This is a genomic window from Peptoniphilus sp. HCN-40583 (genome assembly GCF_037892835.1).
Lineage (GTDB): Bacteria > Bacillota > Clostridia > Tissierellales > Peptoniphilaceae > Aedoeadaptatus > Aedoeadaptatus rachelemmaiella.
In genome coordinates, this window is record NZ_JBBKBU010000010.1 from 1 (window position 1) to 20,179 (window position 20,179).

Sequence of the window (20,179 nt, forward strand, 5' to 3'; positions counted from 1 at the left end):
ATATTTTAGAAGAGACGCTAGAGCATTTGATAATGACGAAACTACAAGACCTGCTAGTATAAGCATTATCGTTGATGACCTAGTCTTAGCTTTGCCAATATATAAAGTCAAGACTACACCAATTAATCCAAAAGCTAAAGCAAATAATTGAATAGATAGGGTTGAAAGTGATAAAAGTATACCAATTACAGCTCCAAGACTTGCAGCCGAGCTTACACCTAGTATATCAGGAGTTGCCAAGGGGTTTGAAAAAACCCCTTGAAAGGCAAGACCTGCTGCGGAAAGACCAGCTCCCACTATTAGACCAGTAATAATCCTTGGTAATCTTACATTTATTATTACTGATTCAAGCATAGGATCAAAGTCTCCTCCTCCTAGATAAGCATTAAAAAATTCAATAATCTGTCCTATACTAAGAGGCATCCTACCTATGGCAAGTGCCAAAATACTAATTAATATGGGTAGACTTATGAGGATTATATATGAGCTTAATTTTATTTTTTTATCTTTGATAAAGATTTTTTTAATCATATATCAAACATATCCTCAACTTGTTCATTTGTTAATTCATAATCATACCATGTTTTATAGTAATCTTTAATCATTGCTTTTAGATCATAGTCTTTAAATTCCTCTGGGTAGGTTGATTTTGCAAGCCAAGCTAGTACAAGTGGTCCGTCTGGATTTGGTGTAAACCAATTCCACATACCAAGCTTAGTGTTATAAACTTTTTTATCCTTAACAGCTTTCATATTTGAAAAATTGATACCTTCTACTGAATTTTCAAATACATCTTTTGTTGTAATATCAAGAAGACCAGGTCCATCAAGATAAAGTATATCTGGATCCCATTGATAAAATTGTTCAATAGAAACTTTGGCAAAGCCTTTTGTTTCATCCGCTAAATTTTTAACACCAATTCTCTTTAACCAGAAATCCCCAAAAACACCCTTACCAGCAACCATTGGTACTCCTTCAACATACTTCCATAAAATCACACCACTTGGTTTTTTACTATCATCTATTTTTGAAATTCTTTCTTCAACATCTTTTACAATTTCTTGACCGGCTTTTATAAAATCATCTGTCTTCCCGCTTTCGCCAAATACATCTTCTAAGAGCTTTAACCATTGTGTGTACCTATCTATTGGGTCAGCTGGTCCATTTGTGCCAACTGTAGCAAATCCTACACAAGGAATCCCTGTCTTTTTAAGAACTTCATAGTGTTCTTTATTTGAAGCATTGTAAAAAATAACATCTGGTTTAAGCTTCATTATTTCCTCAATATTAATGTCAGATTGAGCTTGAACTGTATTTTGGCTATCAAGAAGCTCTGGAGCAATATCCTTTAAAACTGTATTTGAAATTACCTGCTTAAGAGAACCAGCATATCCTACTATATATGGGGCCTTTCCATGGTGATAAGCCATATAAGTAGATAAGATAGGAATCTGATCTATTACTATTCTTTCAATTTTCTCAGGAACCTCTACCGTGTTACCTGCATGGTCTGTGATTGTTCTAACTTTTTTATTTTCATCCTTAGGTTCTTCTGGCTTTTCTTCCTTTTTCTCAGTTTGAGCTACTTCCTTACTTTCTGAATTTTGTTCAGTTTTTATATTGCTACAAGCGGTCATGCCTGTTAAGGCAAGCACTGTCAGACATAAAATTAATGATATTTTTTTAATGGCTTCCATCTAATCCTCCTTTTTACCTAATCCTCCTTTTTACTTGCTAAAACTATATAATAAATGCTTGAATTTTTAGACCTCTCTAACATTTTTACAAATCTATCCCTATTTTCTTCTGAATAAGCGTTTTTATAAAAATTTGCAGCCCCTGCTGGTCCCTCATCTTTTATGATTGTATCCCTGTCTAAGAGAATCATCCTACCAGTCCTTTGTGAAAAAGGTCTAAAAGAATTTTCAACAAACAGTTTGTTCCAATTTTCTACGGTTAGAGGATACACGTCCATGTTTGTAAATCTTGAAAGTTGCCTTCTTATATCTTCACTTTCTTTTTCCACTGCCACATCATGAGTTAATAGATAGCCGCCTTTTTTTAAAACCCTGTGATAATTTTTAAGAGCCTTTGCTTTTTTTTCATTTGGAAGCATGGTAAGCATTGCTTCATTAATTATTAAATCAAATGTTTCATCCTCGAAATCCAACTTTAAGGCATCCATATTCATAACTTCAATTTCTTTGTCTAGACCTAAAAGCTTTATGTTCTCCAAAGCTTGATCTATGACAACTTGGTCATTATCTATGCCTATTATTTTGCATTTATATTTAGTATAAACTCTTATTAGGTTATCTCCTCTATTGCAAGCAACTTCCAAAACTTGCATATCTTTATCAATCTGTACCTGATCAAGTATCCAATCGGTCATAAGACCGCCGCCTGGTCTGAGTCTTGTTCTTCCAAGCATCTTTAAAAAATCATGCCCAAAAATAATTTTATTTTTTTCCATTTTCTCTTCCTCCTTGATAATAATTATCACTACATTTATAATTATACCAGAGATAAATTTTGTTGCAGTTGCAGAAGCAACAAATGGGGGATTTTATGGAAAAGATTATTTTTAAAAGTAAATTATTTTATAGTTTAGACGAAAGTACTATACACCACATACTTTCTTGTATTGATCATAAAACCTTAATTTATAGTAAAGGCGAATATCTATATGATTTCTCTAAGGGCTTTAAGGCAGGTATAGTTTTGAAGGGAAGAATTGATTTATCTACAATAGGTGATAATAAGGAAATTATAGATAGAATTTATGAGGCGTCAGATTCTTTTTCTCTAAATTTTTCCTCCCTAACTGATAGATTTATGGTTGCAAAAAAAGATTCTAAAGTTTTAGCCCTTGATGTTAGCGAAATCTTTGAAAAAAATAAAAAGTCTTGTTCAAGCAGGCCGATTTTTATGGAAAATATTATAAAATTGCATAATGAGCAAATTTCATACTTAACCTACAAATTAGATGTATATTCTAAACCTACGATTAGGGAGAAAATTAATAAATATATAGATAAATATGGTGAAGACTCCTTATTTTCTAATAAACTATCCAGAGAGGATTTAGCGAAATTTTTAGCTTGTAATAGGGCTGCCCTTTCAAGAGAGTTATCTCTTATGAAAAAAGAGGGATTAATATAAAAGTATTACTCATAGGACTGACCAAATATAAACAAAAATTGCAAAAAATCAATCTTAAGAGAATATGGATCTCATTTTAAACTCAAATGATATCTTTAACTCTTCAAAAACAAATCTCCATATTGAATTAGGTTCTTTTATCCTAGATTTTTACCCTTGAAAATTTCCATCCTTTAGTATTCTATCTACTTCAAATGATAAAACTGTTTTATATAAATAAACGGGAAGTCCTACTAAGGTTTCAGCTAAAAATCTCACACATGAATAAGCTGCTATTATCTACAGGGTAGTAGATTCATTGACATTTCTGCCAGCTGTTGTTCTTCCAAAAAAAATACGATGAAGATACCCTCTCCCTTTCTTTAGATATGTCTCCTGATTTGCTTGTACCCTTACTGTTAAATAGTTTATTTAGAAGTCCTATATTCCCACCTCTATTTTGGCATGAAAAAAGCACCTACTTTTGTAGATGCACTAATATAAATTATTGTTTTATAGCTATAAAGACAATCTGATCTTTTTTATCTAAATGATACTCACACTTAAAACCAAGTTTTGTTAAGATTCTAGTTAAATATTCTGGTGAGTATACTTTAAATTTAAGCATATCAGCCCATTTTTTTATGTTTTTATGATCTCTAAAAGCCCCTTCATTACATATTAAAAATTGTCCACCTTTTTTTAGAACACGATAGATTTCTTTAAAGCTTGTTTCTAAGTCACTCCAAAAATAGATAGTTTCAAATGCAGTTACAATATTTATTGATTGATCTTCAAAAGGTATTTTTGATACATCTCCTTCAATTATTTTGCACCTTCCATCTTTTATAGCTTCACTGTTTAATGATTTAGAAATATCTACACTAACTTTTGAATAATCCATTCCATATACCTTGTTAGCCTTAGTTAAAAAATATTGGATATTTCTACCTCCACCACAACCAAGGTCCAATAAAGTATCAGTCTGTCTAATGTTTAAAAATGATCTGCCCCACTTTGCTAACTTCTCATGACCAATATTCATGCCCTTAACCATAAAGCGACCACCAAAATTATCCTTTGGCTTTATTACATTCTCAAAAAAACTTTTTAACATTTTATACCCCTATTGATAATAATTCTCATTACAATCATATCATTTACTTACTACCATGTAAAGTATTTTTAAATAAATCCCTCTATTAGGATACTATTGTCCCTCTATCATCATAAACCGATTCACTTATATCATTCCCACAACTTATTGCCCTATCAAGTGCCATAATGGTAGCGATAACTCCGTCTATCTTCTCTATGGTTTTTCCTTGTCTGCCATGATGTTTCTAACAGGATCAGTTCGTATAAAAATATCATCCATCATCCATCTTAGAATTGGATGACCTCCATGGGCTATTATTCTTTTAAGGGTTAGTTTCATTAATTCTTTTGTTGGAGGAGACATGTCTTTAAAATTTCGACTAGATGTAATCTTAACTGTTTAAGTCATTTTCTTCAGTTGGATTTTACTTAGCTGATTCGCAGGTCTGTCTTGCCTTTTCTATCGGGACAGTTATTCCTAATGATGGATTTGCCTTATGCCATGCCTTTTCATCTGTTTGTTTACATTTGCCTGCCTCCGGCAATCATTCCTTTTCCACGCTGACAAAAAACAAAAATAGACAGCTTTTTCCGGCGAATTCTATTATAATCAGAGCCATAAGGAGGGGTCTATGGACGAGAAAAGAAAACTCAAATTCACCTTTTACTCATTTGCGTTTTTGCTCATCTTCGGCATGATCGGCTACAAAATTCTGCTGGATGTGGATTATATCGATGCCTTTTACATGACGGTGATCACCATTTCCACGGTGGGCTTCGGCGAAATCGGCACCACCAGCAATGCGTCCGAACTGTTCTCGGTCCTAATGATTTTTTTAGGCGTGGGCGTTGTGGGCTATGCCTTTTCCACGGTGGTGGCCATGTTTGTCGAAGGAAAAGTTGGAGATTTGTGGAAGGGAAGTAAAATGGACAAAAAAATTTCCGCACTTAATGATCACTACATCATTTGCGGCTCCGGCGAATTGGCCGAGGTCATCATCAATAAATTTATTCACGAAAAAATGGCCTTCGTCGTCATTACCGACAATCGGAAAGACTTAGACGATTTAAGCCACCACGATATTTTGGTCGTGGAAGGCCACGCCACGGAAGAAAGCGTCCTGGAACATGCCGGCATCGCGCGGGCCAAAGGGCTTTTGGCGACGCTGGATTCCGAGGTAGATAATATCGTCACCGTGCTCACGGCGCGGGACATGAACAAAGACATTTACATTATCGCCAACTCCGTGAGCAAATCGGGCAACGAGAAATTGTTAAAAGTCGGCGCCGACAAAACCCTCTCCGCCGTGGAAATCAGCGGCAAGCGCATGGCGTCTCTCATGATTAAGCCCAACATTATGTCTTTCTTAGATGTGGTCACCCGAATCGGCGATGTGGAGCTGGATTTGGAGGAAGTGGTGGTCTTTTCCGGCTCTTATCTGGAAAACAAGAATTTAATCGAGGCGGAAATTCCAAAAAAAACGGGCCTCGTGATCTTGGCCATTAAAAGGAAGGCCGACGGCAAGATGCTCTTCAATCCCCCGGTGGACTACACCTTTAAAACCGGCGATGTGCTCATCGTCTTGGGACAGGAAGAACAGGTAGAGAAGCTGCGCCACTTAGGCGACGAAATAAAAAAATAAAAAAGCGAAGGAAAATAATTTCAGGCGACCGCAAAAGGTCGCCTGTTTCTTTCGTTATTTAGTTGTAATTTTTAATTCACTTATACATTCTCGCTTTTGGTTATCTTCTGCACCTAATAAGTTGCCATCTTAAGTGTCTATGTCCTTATTATGATCGATCAAGTAAATTCGAGGAATTTCTTTTTTACGCAAGTTTCGTAATCCAGCTTTTTTAATCCTACTTCATCGAAATCAACAATCACCGAATTTCCCCGTATTTTTGAAATCGTACCTACGCCATATTTCCTGTGGCTTACTTTCTTTCCTACAATATCTGAGGGTATTTCTATTTTCTTTTTCGTCTCCACCTTCAATTCGACAGCCCGAGTAACCAAGGTCCCGCTTGTGCCCCTTCTTTTTTTATCTTTCTTCGCCTTCAGATATTCGGCGTCTACATTCTTCCCCCGTTTTAAGTAATCCTCCCGATTTTCAAATACATACATGGGCGGTTTTATAACGTCGTTATCCGGCACAGGCCGTATGGGAAAAATGCATACCTCTCTGTCCATGCCATCTTCGTCGGGCTGAGTATCCGTATATGGCGCCGATACCAGTTCAATCCTACCGCAGTAAATATACTCCGTCGGGTCGATTACCTCAAATAAATGCACGTCGACACCGTTTCTACCATTATCAGCTAAGGTTTGGTTCTGCGCCCATTGGATATCTTGGTCGCCTTTTTTCCCCATACCCGTGTAGTGGAGCACGCCCCCAATCCACTTGTCATGGTATATCCCCTTTGTGTAATCGGAAATCAACACCAGGGTGTTCGTTTTCTTTGACCGACGCATTCCCCCACTATTGCCGCATTTAAAAATTTCAATAATGTCCGCATTTTCGACGACCTGTCCAATGTTTAATCCCGGATCAAACATAGCGCCTCCTTTTTTAGTAAACCCAGACTCGTAACCTTACTCGACTCCTAGCGCCTTAAACACCGCGTCTTCGGCACTACGATAAAAAATCAAGTTGAAGCATCCGATTAAATCTGCCGGCACAGCACCAAGCTCTGCAGCCGAAGCGATGGGCAGGAGCACCCTCTTCGCGCCGCTGTCCAAACAAACCTGCAGCGAATTGGCCAGCTCATCTACCTTCATCATGGTTCCGCTAATACTAATTTCACCGAGAACCGCAAGGCTCCCAAGCGTCGGTTTCCCCAGTGCAATGGAACAGAGCGCAATAAGCGTAGGAAGGGCCAGCCTCCCCGTCATTCCGATGCCCTGCAAGTCCTGATAGTTAATGATGTAATCTTTCGTCGTAGTGCTAATGGCGCCGCTAATGCGATTCCCATTGGCCTTTAAAAAATTAAATGCCGTATTTGTCGATTCCTTTGCTTCGCGATCGCTGCCGATTCCCGTCTTTTCAAACTTGCCGTTTCCGGGAAGCATTTGGCTTTCCAGACGAAACACGCCAAGCATACCGCTCTTTCCCTGAGATACAGTATAGACTTGACCCGGGTTGCACATCCCTTCGGGGATTAATTTTCCCCCGCCTTGTTCCGGAACGGAAACATAGTCTTCCTCGAAAGTCTCCTTATCGATGTAAGAAAAATTCACGTCGTAAAATTCCATGCCGCCCAGCTTTTTGAGCTGCTCCTTGACTCGACGCCGCATTTCTAAAGAAATCTTCAGAGCCTCTTCTACATCCTCTTTCGTAAACACGCCATCGGGATAGAGAAGCTTCAAATAGCCGTCCACCATTCTGCGCACGGCGATGGTATCCCTCTGATTCAGATTCTTGCCTAAGCGGAAATAATGATCCATGGCATCGCCATACTGTTCCTTTCGAAGTTCGCGAATAAACTCCGCAAGATAATCGCTAATAAAGCCAAAGTCGTTGGTAAAATGCTCCGGACGGAACTTCGGAATCTCCCATCCCGGCAAATAGCAATGCATGCGATCGAGAAAAGCGGTATCCGTCCCCATCTCCGGAGGGAAGGGATCGAATAAGCTCGAAGTCTTCAAGAGAACGTCGACGCTTTGATTAATATTGCCTACGAAAACCATCGACGCCGAGGCCGCCTTTTCTTCCTTGCCACGGGCAAAGGAACCCGAGGCCATGTAGTCTTTCATGATCTGCACGCCATCTTTGTCCTTAAAGCGAATGCCTGCGACCTCGTCGAAGGCAACGCAATCCCACAGGCCGACGAGGCCCACCGTCTTTCGGCCCATATTATAAAACAAATTAGCCACGGTCGTCTGACCACCCGATACCAAGATGCTGTTCGGAGATATCTCCTTATAAAGATGGGATTTGCCCGTGCTTCGAGGACCAAGCTCGCAAAGATTAAAATTATTTTCCACCAAAGGAAGCATGCGCGTCAAAATGAGCCACTTCTCGCGATAGGACAACTCGTCCGGCTCCATGCCGATGGAGCGCAACAAAACATCGAGCCATTCATCCTTGGTAAAGGCCTTGCGACCCTGCTTAAGCTCATCTAAATCGATATGGGGCATTTGAATAGGCGTTAGCCTGCGAATGCTAATAGGAGAAATGTCCTTTTGTTTTTTCTGCTTTGTTTGAAGCGAATTGCCCTGTGAATCGATGATTCCGAAATTGTTGTCTCCCTCGCTTTCGTAATCCAGTTGAACGATACACCAGATTCCTCCGCACAAAAGCCTGTCGTATTTTTCAGGATAGTCGTCGATAATGGGAATATTAGATAAACCAAGATTGGAAAATTCGGCAAAAAAACAGTCCTTCTTAATGTCCAATCGCACCGTGACCATGTCGATGATGGTATGGCTGCCTCTGCTTCTGAGGCGCGACAAAATCTTTTGCGCTTCATCGGGCCTGACGAAATTATCGGCCAGGATTCGTTTGACATTTTGCACGCCCCGCTCGATGATCTCATCGTCGTCGGAACTGCAGTATTGTCCCAACAAAAACTCGAGAACATAAACCGGCACATTGGCGCCTTCCTTTATGGTCTTCGTCAAATCTTTGCGGACAATTTTACCGCTAAAATGCTGACGCAATTTTTCTTTTACAGTTTCACGACTGCTTTCGCCCGTTTTAACAACTTCGTCCAATTGCAACCCTCCTGTTTGAGGCATCAACTAAAAAAGTCAAACTCGTCCACCGCAAAGGCAATGTCGATTTGAAAGGCCTCCCTTTGTGGCATTTGAAGCCCGGTTTCATCTGCAATAACCAAGTAATAACTTGCCGTATTGTCATACTTCAGGGATTTCAAATTAAAACCACAGCGGAAGATTCGATCTTGACCATTGTCGCCGGTCTTGTCCGCGATGATCTTTACCGTATCACTGATCTGTTTCCCATCGGAGTCTTCGAAATACAGCAGATAATTCGCGGCGCTTCGATTGTCGGCGACCGCATCCTTTTGATAGAAATCCAGAGAAAACAACAGATTGCTGATCTTACGACTCGAAGAAAGGAGCCCTACCTCTACGGGCTTCGTATCATACTTCGCCTTATTTCGCTGATAAGTCTTTGAATCGTTGCGAAGGAAATGGTAATCGATAACCGGTACGACCATCTCCTGAAGGCTGATGCCGCCGTGAACGAAGTTTAAACCGCCGCCTTTTTTCTTGATGCGAATGCTCTCCCTCGGCGTAAACGCATCATAGCCTTCGTCCATAAACTTCACCGGAAGCAAATAATCTGGATCGGCGCCCTTTTTCGTAATCAGGTAGCGGCGGTCGATCTCGACATCCTGCTCACCGGGCGACGTCTTGTCCACCTTGGAATCTTCGGAGAGCGGGCTGTAGGTATAGAGAAAACCGTGATCCGAGGTAATGAACACGCGGGTGCCGCTAAACTCGTTGCGGATGATCCTCACGATATTTTTAATTTCTTCGATGGCCTCATCGCATGCGGGAAACACCATGTCGTCGGAAGTGTGGCTGGCCTCGTCGATCTTGTCGTGGTAAATATAAACCACATCCATCCCCTTGACCAAGGCACTTCGCTCCGCGCGCTTCATAGGGGCGATGTCCTTATACTTCAAGGCCACGCTGTTGTTATTGGCCCGTCGCAACACCTTCTCCCGATTGCCGGCATCCGTCGACATGCCGTCGGCCAAGACCTGTAAGTCGCCATTGCTTCGCTCGCTCACGCTAAGTTTCTTATGAGGAAGCAAGGCCGCCATGCCGAATTTCGTCACCGTGGGAAAAATCCCCGCACAAGAGGAAAGGGACACCTTGCTCTGCGTTTCACGGCGCAGCTGCTCTGCCAAAGACGCCGCCACCTCGTAACGAAGGGCATCGGAAATAATGACGAAGACGCGACTGTCTTGCACCTTTACGTACTGATTATAAAAGCCCGTCTGCTGAGGCACATCCACAATGCGCCCATATTGAGCCAGCTCATCGGCACAGACATCGGACCAATTTCTTCCAAGCTCGCCAAGGAACCGGTGGGTGTAAAGACCCTCCACCTTGTCCGTTACCTGCTTAAAGAGATCGTCCAAATAATCGTTGTCCACAGTGAAGCTCTTTCTAAAAGCCATGTGATACCGGCGATAAAAAGAATCCATGCGGTAGAAATCTTCGGTGTATTCTTTCCAGATTGCCTTCGCCTCTGCGGTATGGAAGCCTTCCCCATGGTCCGAGAAAAAGTCCTGCATCTTGGCCACTTCATAAATGCCCTCGTAATAGCACGCCACATCCTCATACCACGCCAAGGTGCGGCGCCCTTCGACCATCTTCACAATGCCCTCCCCATCGATCAGATGATTGGCAATGTCCTTCATCAGCCGAGCTAAAATACATTCGTCGACGCAGGGAAACACCTCCGTCGTCGTCAAATCGTCCAAGGGAATCCGATCGAATCGCTGTCTCAGATTAAGCGCATCTTCCACCCTCCGCGTCGTTTCGGCCAGGGCTCCTCGATCGCCCCTCCTAAACCAATCGGAGACAAAATCGTAGCACCAGGCTTGGTGAGGCGTAGAGATAAAATCATCCAAGCCCGCCAAATAATCCACGGCCAAGGTTCGCGTCGTCGCCGTCAATAAAATATGAGAAACCATGGCCTCAATGGATGCGTCATCGCCATCGGAGTAGCCGGAGACCTGCTTGACGAGAGCCCAGAAAGGTTCCTCCGCTCCATAGCTAGCGAGACGCTTATATACCTCGTTGGATTCCAAGAGAGCCCCGGCAAGGATCACCGCTCGAATGATGGTGTTGGGCTGTACATCCTCCGTGCCACAGATCGCCGCCATCACGGCCAAATGCAGCTGAGGCGCCGTCGCTATGCCGTGATTAAGCTTGGTAAAGGCGGCGCGCCTGGATTGTGCGGCAAAAAATTTCCTGTAATTCTTTACCAACTTCCGGAGCTCAGGCGATCCCGGTAAATTCATCTCATTCATCCAAATGGAAATCAAATCCGCCCGGAAAGATTCGCTGTAAAGCTCCAGATTTAATAGCCAGTTGTCTTCCAAAGAGCCGTATTGGAATGGACAGTAAACCAAATAATGGCTCGTCACATCCTCGACGCATAACCGCTTTTTCGCCGCAAAATTGTTCGTGCCCGTAAGCACCAAGAGCTTGGCGTTTTCCAACTGAAACTCGCCCAGCTGATCCGCAAATTCCCCTTCATCGTCGTGCCAGAAAATAATTCGACGCTTGTAAAACTCCGGCAGAGGCGCAGCAAATCGCTTGTTTAAATCTCGAATAATCGTATCTAAATGGCCCGAGCCACCTTCTCGCCCTTTCGGGCTCACCTTGTCCATACCGGCCACGCTGCCACCTCCTTACTTAACCTTCGCCAGCACATCTTGGAACTTGGCGTAATTGACCACCACGCCGTCGTCCAAATCCATGGCAATCATCTGATCCGCCAAGTGGTGAATTTTTTCCTCGTAAATCTGAACTTCCTTGGCCTGATCCGTCACCGCCTTCAACTTCTTGCTGAGCTTTACTCGCTCACTCGGCGATGCCTTTTCCATCCGCGCCTCCAGATCGTCTATGGCGCTCCGGTAACGGGCCTGCTGCTCGTGGACGTAGTCCGTGCGAATGCGGGCGATGGTGTCGGGACTGTAGCGATGCATATAGATCAAACACTTAAAGCCATTTTTTTTGCCAGAATCAAAGAGCCAATAAATGGGCCGCTTTCCAGAACCTGTTACAGAATATCTTGAACAATGGTCTGCATAAAAACCATTTAAGAAATAATTTCTGATGACCTCTTTTGGCTGGCCTTTGCCGCCGAGAGCATCGGCAATAAATTTCAGGTTTTCATCCAGCGTGTCTTTTCCATAAACCACTTCCACAAACTTCACGAAGCGGCTGAGAATATCGTCTTCGAAATAAACATCGTCGCTAATGGGAATAATATTATCCCTATCCGCCGGGAAGGAGAGGTATCTGCTTTCGTCCCAATCGCCGCCAGCATAGGCCAGGCCCTCCACGTCTAGGGAATAGCGTCCGAACATACAGCCCACAGCATAGGAAATAAAGGAGACGACCTCGTCCTCTTTCGTGCGGATATACCTGCTTCCCGCCATGGATTCCGGCACATCCTCCTTCGTGTCGAATACCCGGTACACCGTAATGTCCTTGTCCGCCACCTCCGGCGTGAGCTCGTCTTGTAAACCGTAAATGTCGATAAAGATGCGATTCAACTCTTCTTCATTTGCTTTGAGCTGGAGGAAGCGATCTTCACATTCGGCCTTCCATTGATTAAAAGATTCGGAGATAGTAGAACCCTTGCGAAGAAACGGATGATGTTTAAAATCCCATGAGGTTTCGTATGAATCCCAGTCTGTTCTCGCTATTACAACTGTATTTTCAACAAGCTTATTTATCCTTATTGAGGGCTTTTTTATAATAGGGACAAGTGCCATTTGACCTACTTCAAACTTCATATTTGGCGCCAATACTTCGAGACATTTTTGCGATACTACAGAGTTTAACAGACCAAAAAGATACATTAAATCCACATCCGCAAAAACACATGGACCTGATGCATTCGAAATGTAGCCAACCGGCTGATACCTAAATGCAATCTTTCCCTTAGCAGTCGTATCATTCCAAGATATTCCTTCCCTAAAGTAAAACTGCACATTTCGAGGACATGATCTGAGCTTTCCCTCTCCGTCCCTAAAGTTTCTTATTTCATCCCCATCATTCTCCCAATTAACGACATACTCATTATTTCCATACCATCGACGGAAATCACCACCCTTGGTCATCGGAAACCATTTGTCCCCATTCGAGAGCATACTGAATTTCTTTTCATCGACCTCATACCACAAGCGAGCGAAAATATCGTTATCGCCAGTTGTAAGGCCTTTACGAGGATAAGCAAAGTTTTTTAGTGGTTTTTCTTTGTCTAGAACTTCTAGCAATCCTAGACTCATCGAATATGCAATGGGGTAGCTTGCGATATTCAAAAATTTATTTTGTTTCGCAACAAAATACCCTTTCTTTTCAAAAAACCATTTCTCTTTCTGGTCAATCGAATCTACTGCACCCATTTCATCAAATAATTTATGAAATACAGCCGCATAGCCATCCGTATATGCTCTCCTAATTACAAAAGCAGTTGTACCAAAATCTGACCCGAATATACCCCTCCCACAATGGAGCATATTTACAAATGTATGCCATGCCAATATGCGATGACGCAACTCTTTAAAGCTTTTCTTTGACATCCATACTGGTATGTTTATCATTGCCATTATGCCTGTTCCATTACACATATCGAGCGTCTTTTCCATATAAAGAGTACTCATATCATATTTAGAAGTGGGATAGAATGTTTTTGCGTATTGATTGATTTTTTGGGAAGAATTACTGATTCTCAAATACGGCGGATTGGTCACTACTACATCGTATTTCTGCGCCAATGCCCGGGCGATCTCGACTAATGGCAACAGCTGTTTCCGTGCCGCTTCGCCCCGTAGGTCCACTTCTCCTTTTATGTCCTCGAAGCGATTATAGAGCCCCTCCCAATCCTGTGGGCTTACGGAAATAATGGAGCCGTATTCTTTGGCGTCGTGAAGTTCTTCTATAATGGTTTCCATAGCGTCTTTCAGCTTCTCGTCGCCGCCGCAGAAGTAGTCTACGGCGTGGGGATCCGCAGCATTGCTCTCTTCGATGGCATGGACGTGGGGTTGAATGCCCCGGTTGAAGAAGCTCCGGTCGTATTGCCGCGCCTTCATCATCACGGCAAAATAGGCCAGCTGCGCCGCCCTCTCGTCGATGTCCAGGCCGTAGAGATTGTTCTTCACAATGCTCGCTACCGCTTCTCTGGTCCTGTAGCCGTAGGATTCGTAAATCTGAACGAGGACATCGAAGAGGTAGACGAGAATATGCCCGCTGCCGCAGCAGGGATCGATGCAGCGAATGTCTTCGGGCTTCATCTCTCTATAAGCTTTGCGAATGGCCTCGAGCTCCTCCTCCACTTCCGGTTCCTGTTCCGCCTCTTCTAAGTAGTATTTCCAATTGGATTTCAGCGCCTCGTCGGGATGGCCTTCCATCCACAAGCGGCCCAGGGAGTTTTCCACCATGTAGCGCACGATCCAATCCGGCGTAAATAATTGGGTGACGGCGGGAATATTTTCCTTTGAAATTTTTACTTTATCTATATTAAGTGCAGCATTAACTTCGTCTTTCTTTTCGCTATTGTAGTATTGGTACAACCAGCCGATGATCTGAACGGCATCTTTCCAATCTTCTTCGGGTATGTTCTCAATCATTTGGTGAAGGACGCTGCCTTCTCGAAGAAGATTGTCCGGGAAGAGGAGCTCGGTGGCATCGGCGATCTTTTGAAACATCTTCGGGAGCACGCCGCTTAAAGCGTTGCACTGGGTAATCAGCAGGTATTTATAGAGATCGTCGTTGGCGTCGGCTTCTTTGTAGGCAAAGACTTTTTCTCTATCGAGCCCTTCCAACTCCAAGTGAATGGCCTCGGCGAGAATTTGCGGTTTAAAGGCGTTGTTCTCGTCGGTAAATACGCGCACGCGGCTGGGGAGGTAGCCGTTGACTTCCATGAAGCGCAGGGCGCAGTAGCGATTAAACCAAGTATAGGCCACTTCTTCCATGACTTGATCGTAGCTTTTTTCTTTGATCGCTTCGATTAATGCCGCCCGCTGTCTTTTTTCTATGGAAGAAAGCAAGCGGCCCTCTACGACATCATCCTCGGGATTGGCCGCGGTCTCCGGGGAAATTCCGTAAAGCAGCGCCCTTTGGCTCACCCGGGCCATGAGTTCCCGCCGCGCTTCTGTGGCGAATTTTTTTATCGCGTTTTTGTCCATTCCCGTCTCCTTACTTTACTTCGATTCCGTCGCAGTTCGCCAACATGGTGGTAAGTTGTGCTCTTATTCTTTCTACATAGGCATCAATGTCTTCCCGGCTCTGGAGGGTTTTCGACGGAAAGCTCTGTCTATACATGGTATGCATCTTTCTCTTTGGTTCGTTGTAGCCGCGGGGCTCATCGGCTGCCTCCGTTGTTTCTTCTTTCGCAGGCTCTGCCGGCCGTTTCTTGGCTTCCATTTCTCCGACGATATCATCTTTTAAGTTCCATATCTGTGGCTTCAAACCGTCGAGTAGTTGTAAACTTTTCAGCTCTTTTACTTGCTTCTTTTTCTCGTCGAATGAATGATCTGCCCGCCTGGAGATTGCCCTGGCCTCGGGAGCGTCGCTGGCCAATGTGTGAATTTCTTCTAAGCATTGGCGAATGATGTCAAGCACCTCTTCCCGCTTTTCCTCGAGAAGTCTGTCGTGGCCCTTCATCACCGTATCCATCAGGCCGTTTAACTCGGGTATGCGACGATAGACGCTGCTCTTTTCCCCATCCACCACGACGATCTTTCGAATCTCGTTTAGTGCTCCGTTGGCTTCATCATCTTCTTTAAGGTAGCTTCGATCGTATTTTAGTTCTGCCTCCATTTCCATGGCGGCATCGAATACTTGCACCTGATTTTTGAAAAAGCCTTCGACGTCTTGCATATCGTCTTTATTATCGAGAAGGTCGCCCGATCTGTCGATCAATCCATTGATCAGTGCCACATTGTCTTTGCGTTGCGAAAGGATATTTTCTATAAGGTGAAGGGCCTCTTCCACCAGTTGGCGATCCGGGTACTTTTTCCCCTTATAGCGTTCGTTTAGTTCTTCCACATGGGCCTTTTGCTCTTCAAATTTATCGACAATAGATCTGATGAGGCCATCTTCATCATCGGGAACGTCCATCATGTCGAAGTATTCCCGGAGCAGCTCTTTCGCCTCACGCATCTTCGCCGCAGCAATGACCTGGCGCTTGGCAATTTGCGTCTTTCCGATCTCGCTCTTTTTGCGAAGCATATCGGGAAGCTTCGGGTTCGTCGGCTGAATGGTTTCTCCCCCGTATTTGATGGTGACCTTTTGATCATAGATAAGCATGGCGGCGACCACGGCGATGTCGATTTCTCTCCAGCCGTAGGGAATTGCCTGGTAACGGCTTTGGATGTCGGCCATGGATGTGGGAAGGTTGGTCACGCTTCGCATCTCCAAATATTCTTCCACTTTTGCGGCCGCTTCGTGATTTTCTCTTTGTTCCGCCTCGAAAGCGTTCATCCCTACTCCCTGCAGTACGGCTCGCACGTCGGCGTCGGATTCGGCATTTTTTGTAATGAGGCCGAGCTCTTTGTAAACATGAGTCACTAAATAGTCCAAGACTTGATCCAACTTGCTCTTTGCGTCGTCGCCTTTAATTTCGATTCGCTCGCCCCCTACATAAAAGGTGGCGCCGACAATGGCCTTTTTCAACTCCTCTTTTGCAGTGGATTCGTCTTTTATGGCCTCGTCCCGATGATTGCGAATAATAGCCTGTATGGATCTGGGAAGCTGAGATACATTCCGCTGATTCACGTATTTATTCACTTTCATGGCCCTTTCCAGGGATTCGTAATAAGGCGTGTCGCTAAGCACGACGATGGCCTGATTTATGGATTCAGCCCTGAGGTGTATTTCGCTCTTCTCGTAAGCGTCGGTTGCTACGGTTAAAATGCGAAGTTGCATGCTGCCGGTCGCAGTGCCGATAATTGTCGTATCCACCATTTTATCGAACGAAAAATCGTACTTGCCGTGACGATATTTTCTCGTCGTGTAAATGTCCGCAAAAATTATATTGCCGATTCGTTGAACCACTTCCGAGGTGTCGACCATGATATTTTTGTAAATTTCCCGTTGAATGTCCTGCTCCTCGTCGGTAAGGAAGTTATAGATATCGCCGGCGCGTCCAATGTAGTTTTGGCTGAGAAGGCGCCCTAAACTATCGCGAACCGTTTCTTTCATGTCGATCTTGTCGAGACGAATGTCGTCGGCCATGAGGATGACGATGTTATCTAGATTTGCGGGAATGTCGTCCACGTAGCGTATAAGGTATAGGAGCTTTAATACATTCACGTCTTGCGGCTCGATGCCGTCGCCGCTATCTGCCGCTTTCTGGCACCGCTCTATAACCCGGCGAATAGTACTGTCGAGGAATGTGTGGACCGTGTCGTAAAATAGGTAGAAGGGCGCCAAGGCGTATTCGTCTCTATCCTGAATCTTTTGTGCCGCTTCTTGGAATCCGGAGAGCATGGAACGTTCCCCGCCGGAGAGGTGCTTACCGGAGTTGCCATGCTTGCGTATTTCAGCAAAGACTTTCTGCATGATGATGAATTGGTAGGGGACAAAGGGAAAGTTTCTGGTAAAATCCTGTGCCCCCGTGTAGCCCTTGATATCCAACATGGCATCGGTAAAGCTGAAAAGATTGCGAAGCACGGAGTCATTTTCGTTATAGACCTGCTCTAAGCGGGGCTCTACTTCGGGCTTTTTCTTTAAGATGCGCTTTTGAATGACTTCGTCGGCTGAAGACGACGTTAATGAAAGTCTGGTCTTAAAACGCGCTTGAATCCGAGAAAATTCGTTCTCCCGCGCCTTGATGATCTCGTCGATGGCTTCCTGCCCGGTGCAAACGATCCAAATCTTTCCGCCGCATTTGCTGCCGATTTCTTCGATCAAGGATTGTAGATTGAGAAGAAGCCCCGTATCGCCGCCGACGTATTGGCCTACCTCGTCGGCCATAAATAAAAGGCGAAAATCGTCGGGTTTCGCGTCGACGTATTCTTTCATCTCGCTTACGAGCTGTGCGATGCTCATCTCCGAGGTTTCGGTTCCGTTGAACCAATTACGTGCCGCATCTTCTTTCATGCCCAAGACGTCGACCATCGATTCGACGACTTCATTTTCTAAAAATACGAAGGTATTTCGGGATTCGATCCAGGGGCTGCCGTATTTTTCTTCAAATACGCGACGGAATTCCGCTGTCTTTCCTTTCTTTTCGACAAACTGCTCCAGCTTCGCCACCTTCAGATCTTCACCATAAAAGCCGAGATAATTGTAAAACATCTTTGCGAATACGCGGAGCACTGCCGTCTCGTCTTTATTGATGGAGCCTTCGACGTCGATATTGAAAAGGATGGTGTCCGTATGCCCTTTGGTAACGGCGTCGATTAACATAAAGGTAGCCGGGTCGTCGGCAAACTTTTCTCGAAATCGCTCCACAGTATGTACGCCTTGCACTTCACGATTGGCCAAGAGGTAAGAGAGCATCTTTAGAAAGTGAGATTTACCGCTTCCGAAAAAGCCGGAGATCCAAACGCCAATATCGGCGGTCTCTTCGTGAAAGGATTCGCCGTAATTATTAAAAAAGGTGATAAAGTGCTTCTTTAGATCCTTGGTAATAACATACTCATCTAATTCCTGAACGAGTACATCGTCCCTGTCTTGACCGACTTTAACGACGCCGTTGATTTTACGATTGATGTCCTTTTGGAATAATTGCTCTATAACCATTTACGTCCTCCTCTAAATTACATTAAACGCGCGGTAATAAGGATTTTTCTTCAAACAATTAAATAGCTGGACGTCCCGGCCGTCGTAGTTGCCCGGGTAAAGCACCAGGATCGGCACATCGGGAAATTCCGGCTGCATGGCATTTAGAAGATCATGAACGCGAATAAATGGAAATGCATCGCCAACGCCGGTGATGAGAATCACGTCCCCGGCCTGATGGGGTTCGTATTTCATCTTCTCTACAAAGGCAGAATTATTGGCCAGGCGGCTCAATTGATCGCGGATAAATTCTGTCCCCTTTTTATCTTCCATGGCCGGTATCTTTTCAACAATGCGCTTATCTTCGCATATTGAAAGAAATACCTCGTACAGGTTATACACGATCAGGTGGCAGTCCATGGATTGATCAGCCCTTATCTGCTCAATAAAATGTCTGACCATCATTTCCTCAGACGGATCGTAGCAAAAGATTCTTATATTTACCTCATTGCTTAGCCCTTTTCCCTCAAGAAATTCCGGCTTCTGCATTAAATCTCTAAGGTTATCGAGTCGTTCCTTTAGTTCCTGTTCACGCACGTGGCTTTACCTCCTTATGAGAAACAATTAAATGCAGATAGGGCAATTTCGTCGCCGCTCTTGCGAATCGACGCTTCGAGTGGTGGATGAATCCATACTAAATTAAGCTTTGTCCCACGAACGCTGTCAATGTATTGGTTCTCTGCCAGTACTTTCGTGATGACTTGCCTTAGCTTTTGCAATGTGGAATCGCTCCAGGTTGCCACCCAGTCGTCCTGTTCTTGTAAGCGAAGGAAATAGCTGTTCACATCGATTTTTCCAAAGGTAAAATCTGACGACCGATACTTCTCGCCTATGACGGTAATCATGAAATCCCAAATTAAACGATGCTGTTTCATCATGGCGTATAAGGAGATCTGTTTCGCCACATCAAAGGGCTGTGTTGCAATCGTTTCTACAAGCGTGTCGTCGCCAAGGGCGTTTAGTCGCCGCAACGATGCGAGTGCCATTCTTCGCATCGATTTTTCCGTAGGATATTGGAATAAATTTTCCGACACAATGCGCGCCACAGCTTCATCCGGTTTGTAGCCTTCATTAAGCAGCTTCGCGGTAATCCGCAATTCGTAAAACAGGAACTGTTCCCTTGTGATGATCGCGTTGTATGGACTCGCCGCTTGTAGAGCTGCTTTTTTTCTTTGATCCATTCAAATCCTCCCTACGAAGATACTTCTTTAATCGTATCTTCTCTTTACGTCACAAAGCCTTTGCTTAGTTCCAACTTTTTTACTACTTGTATTTATTGTCCTGATCATTCTTTCGAATAATGAACACTGGTTTTCTCTATTCGTATTATAACAAAACGATTAGCCTTTTGAGATGGTGCCACGAAAACTATTTCTATCCACCTTCCGCGCACCATAAATCCCTCATTATCCCGCATTATTCCCATTTTATGCTTGT

13 protein-coding genes are annotated in these 20,179 nt (G+C 43.9%); 2 read left to right on the forward strand and 11 right to left on the reverse strand.

Annotated features, from left to right (window positions below; all coding sequences use genetic code 11):
• The 3 genes from WKT05_RS04365 to WKT05_RS04375 form a co-directional block, all read right to left on the reverse strand.
• On the reverse strand, positions 1-531 hold a 531-nt coding region (locus tag WKT05_RS04365; RefSeq protein WP_340413057.1), incomplete at its 3' end, for a FecCD family ABC transporter permease.
• Entirely contained in the window at positions 528-1,697 is a 1,170-nt protein-coding gene (locus tag WKT05_RS04370) for an ABC transporter substrate-binding protein (RefSeq protein ID WP_340413058.1), read from the reverse strand. The genes WKT05_RS04365 and WKT05_RS04370, both read right to left, overlap by 4 nt.
• Positions 1,698-1,714: 17 nt before the next feature.
• Complete coding sequence (locus WKT05_RS04375; RefSeq protein ID WP_340413059.1) at positions 1,715-2,473, reverse strand: class I SAM-dependent methyltransferase; 759 nt, start codon at positions 2,471-2,473, stop codon at positions 1,715-1,717.
• Positions 2,474-2,568: 95 nt separating this feature from the next.
• Here WKT05_RS04375 and WKT05_RS04380 point away from each other — a divergent pair, with 95 nt between their 5' ends.
• The gene (locus tag WKT05_RS04380; RefSeq protein ID WP_340413060.1) at positions 2,569-3,162 is read left to right on the forward strand and encodes a Crp/Fnr family transcriptional regulator; all 594 of its coding nucleotides are present in this window, start codon (positions 2,569-2,571) and stop codon (positions 3,160-3,162) included.
• A gap of 484 nt (positions 3,163-3,646) precedes the next feature.
• Here the strand turns inward: WKT05_RS04380 and WKT05_RS04385 are convergent, their stop codons facing one another.
• Positions 3,647-4,258: a class I SAM-dependent methyltransferase gene (locus WKT05_RS04385; RefSeq protein ID WP_215508892.1), complete on the reverse strand. Its 612-nt coding sequence runs from the start codon at positions 4,256-4,258 to the stop codon at positions 3,647-3,649.
• Between the two features lie 613 nt (positions 4,259-4,871).
• Here WKT05_RS04385 and WKT05_RS04395 point away from each other — a divergent pair.
• Positions 4,872-5,882 carry a potassium channel family protein gene (locus WKT05_RS04395; RefSeq protein ID WP_340413061.1) on the forward strand — a complete coding sequence of 337 codons (1,011 nt, stop codon included), beginning with the start codon at positions 4,872-4,874 and terminating at the stop codon, positions 5,880-5,882.
• A gap of 158 nt (positions 5,883-6,040) precedes the next feature.
• On the opposite strand, the gene WKT05_RS04400 is transcribed toward WKT05_RS04395, so the two are convergent.
• The 7 genes from WKT05_RS04400 to WKT05_RS04430 are packed head-to-tail and all read right to left on the reverse strand — an operon-like array spanning position 6,041 to position 19,923.
• Positions 6,041-6,796, reverse strand: coding sequence for a hypothetical protein (locus tag WKT05_RS04400; RefSeq protein ID WP_340413062.1), 756 nt, complete (start codon positions 6,794-6,796; stop codon positions 6,041-6,043).
• 36 nt (positions 6,797-6,832) lie between these two features.
• Positions 6,833-8,953: a protease Lon-related BREX system protein BrxL gene (gene brxL / locus WKT05_RS04405; protein ID WP_340413063.1), complete on the reverse strand. Its 2,121-nt coding sequence runs from the start codon at positions 8,951-8,953 to the stop codon at positions 6,833-6,835.
• Between the two features lie 23 nt (positions 8,954-8,976).
• Positions 8,977-11,613, reverse strand: a complete 2,637-nt coding sequence (gene pglZ / locus WKT05_RS04410) for a BREX-1 system phosphatase PglZ type A (protein WP_340413116.1) — start codon at positions 11,611-11,613, stop codon at positions 8,977-8,979.
• A gap of 21 nt (positions 11,614-11,634) precedes the next feature.
• On the reverse strand, positions 11,635-15,141 hold the full coding sequence (pglX, locus tag WKT05_RS04415; protein ID WP_340413064.1) for a BREX-1 system adenine-specific DNA-methyltransferase PglX: 3,507 nt from the start codon (positions 15,139-15,141) through the stop codon (positions 11,635-11,637).
• A gap of 10 nt (positions 15,142-15,151) precedes the next feature.
• Positions 15,152-18,703, reverse strand: a complete 3,552-nt coding sequence (brxC, locus tag WKT05_RS04420) for a BREX system P-loop protein BrxC (RefSeq protein WP_340413065.1) — start codon at positions 18,701-18,703, stop codon at positions 15,152-15,154.
• A 12-nt stretch (positions 18,704-18,715) separates the two neighbouring features.
• The gene (locus WKT05_RS04425; RefSeq protein ID WP_340413066.1) at positions 18,716-19,279 is read right to left on the reverse strand and encodes a DUF1788 domain-containing protein; all 564 of its coding nucleotides are present in this window, start codon (positions 19,277-19,279) and stop codon (positions 18,716-18,718) included.
• Between the two features lie 14 nt (positions 19,280-19,293).
• On the reverse strand, positions 19,294-19,923 hold the full coding sequence (locus WKT05_RS04430) for a DUF1819 family protein (protein WP_340413067.1): 630 nt from the start codon (positions 19,921-19,923) through the stop codon (positions 19,294-19,296).
• Between the last annotated feature and the right edge of the window lie 256 nt (positions 19,924-20,179).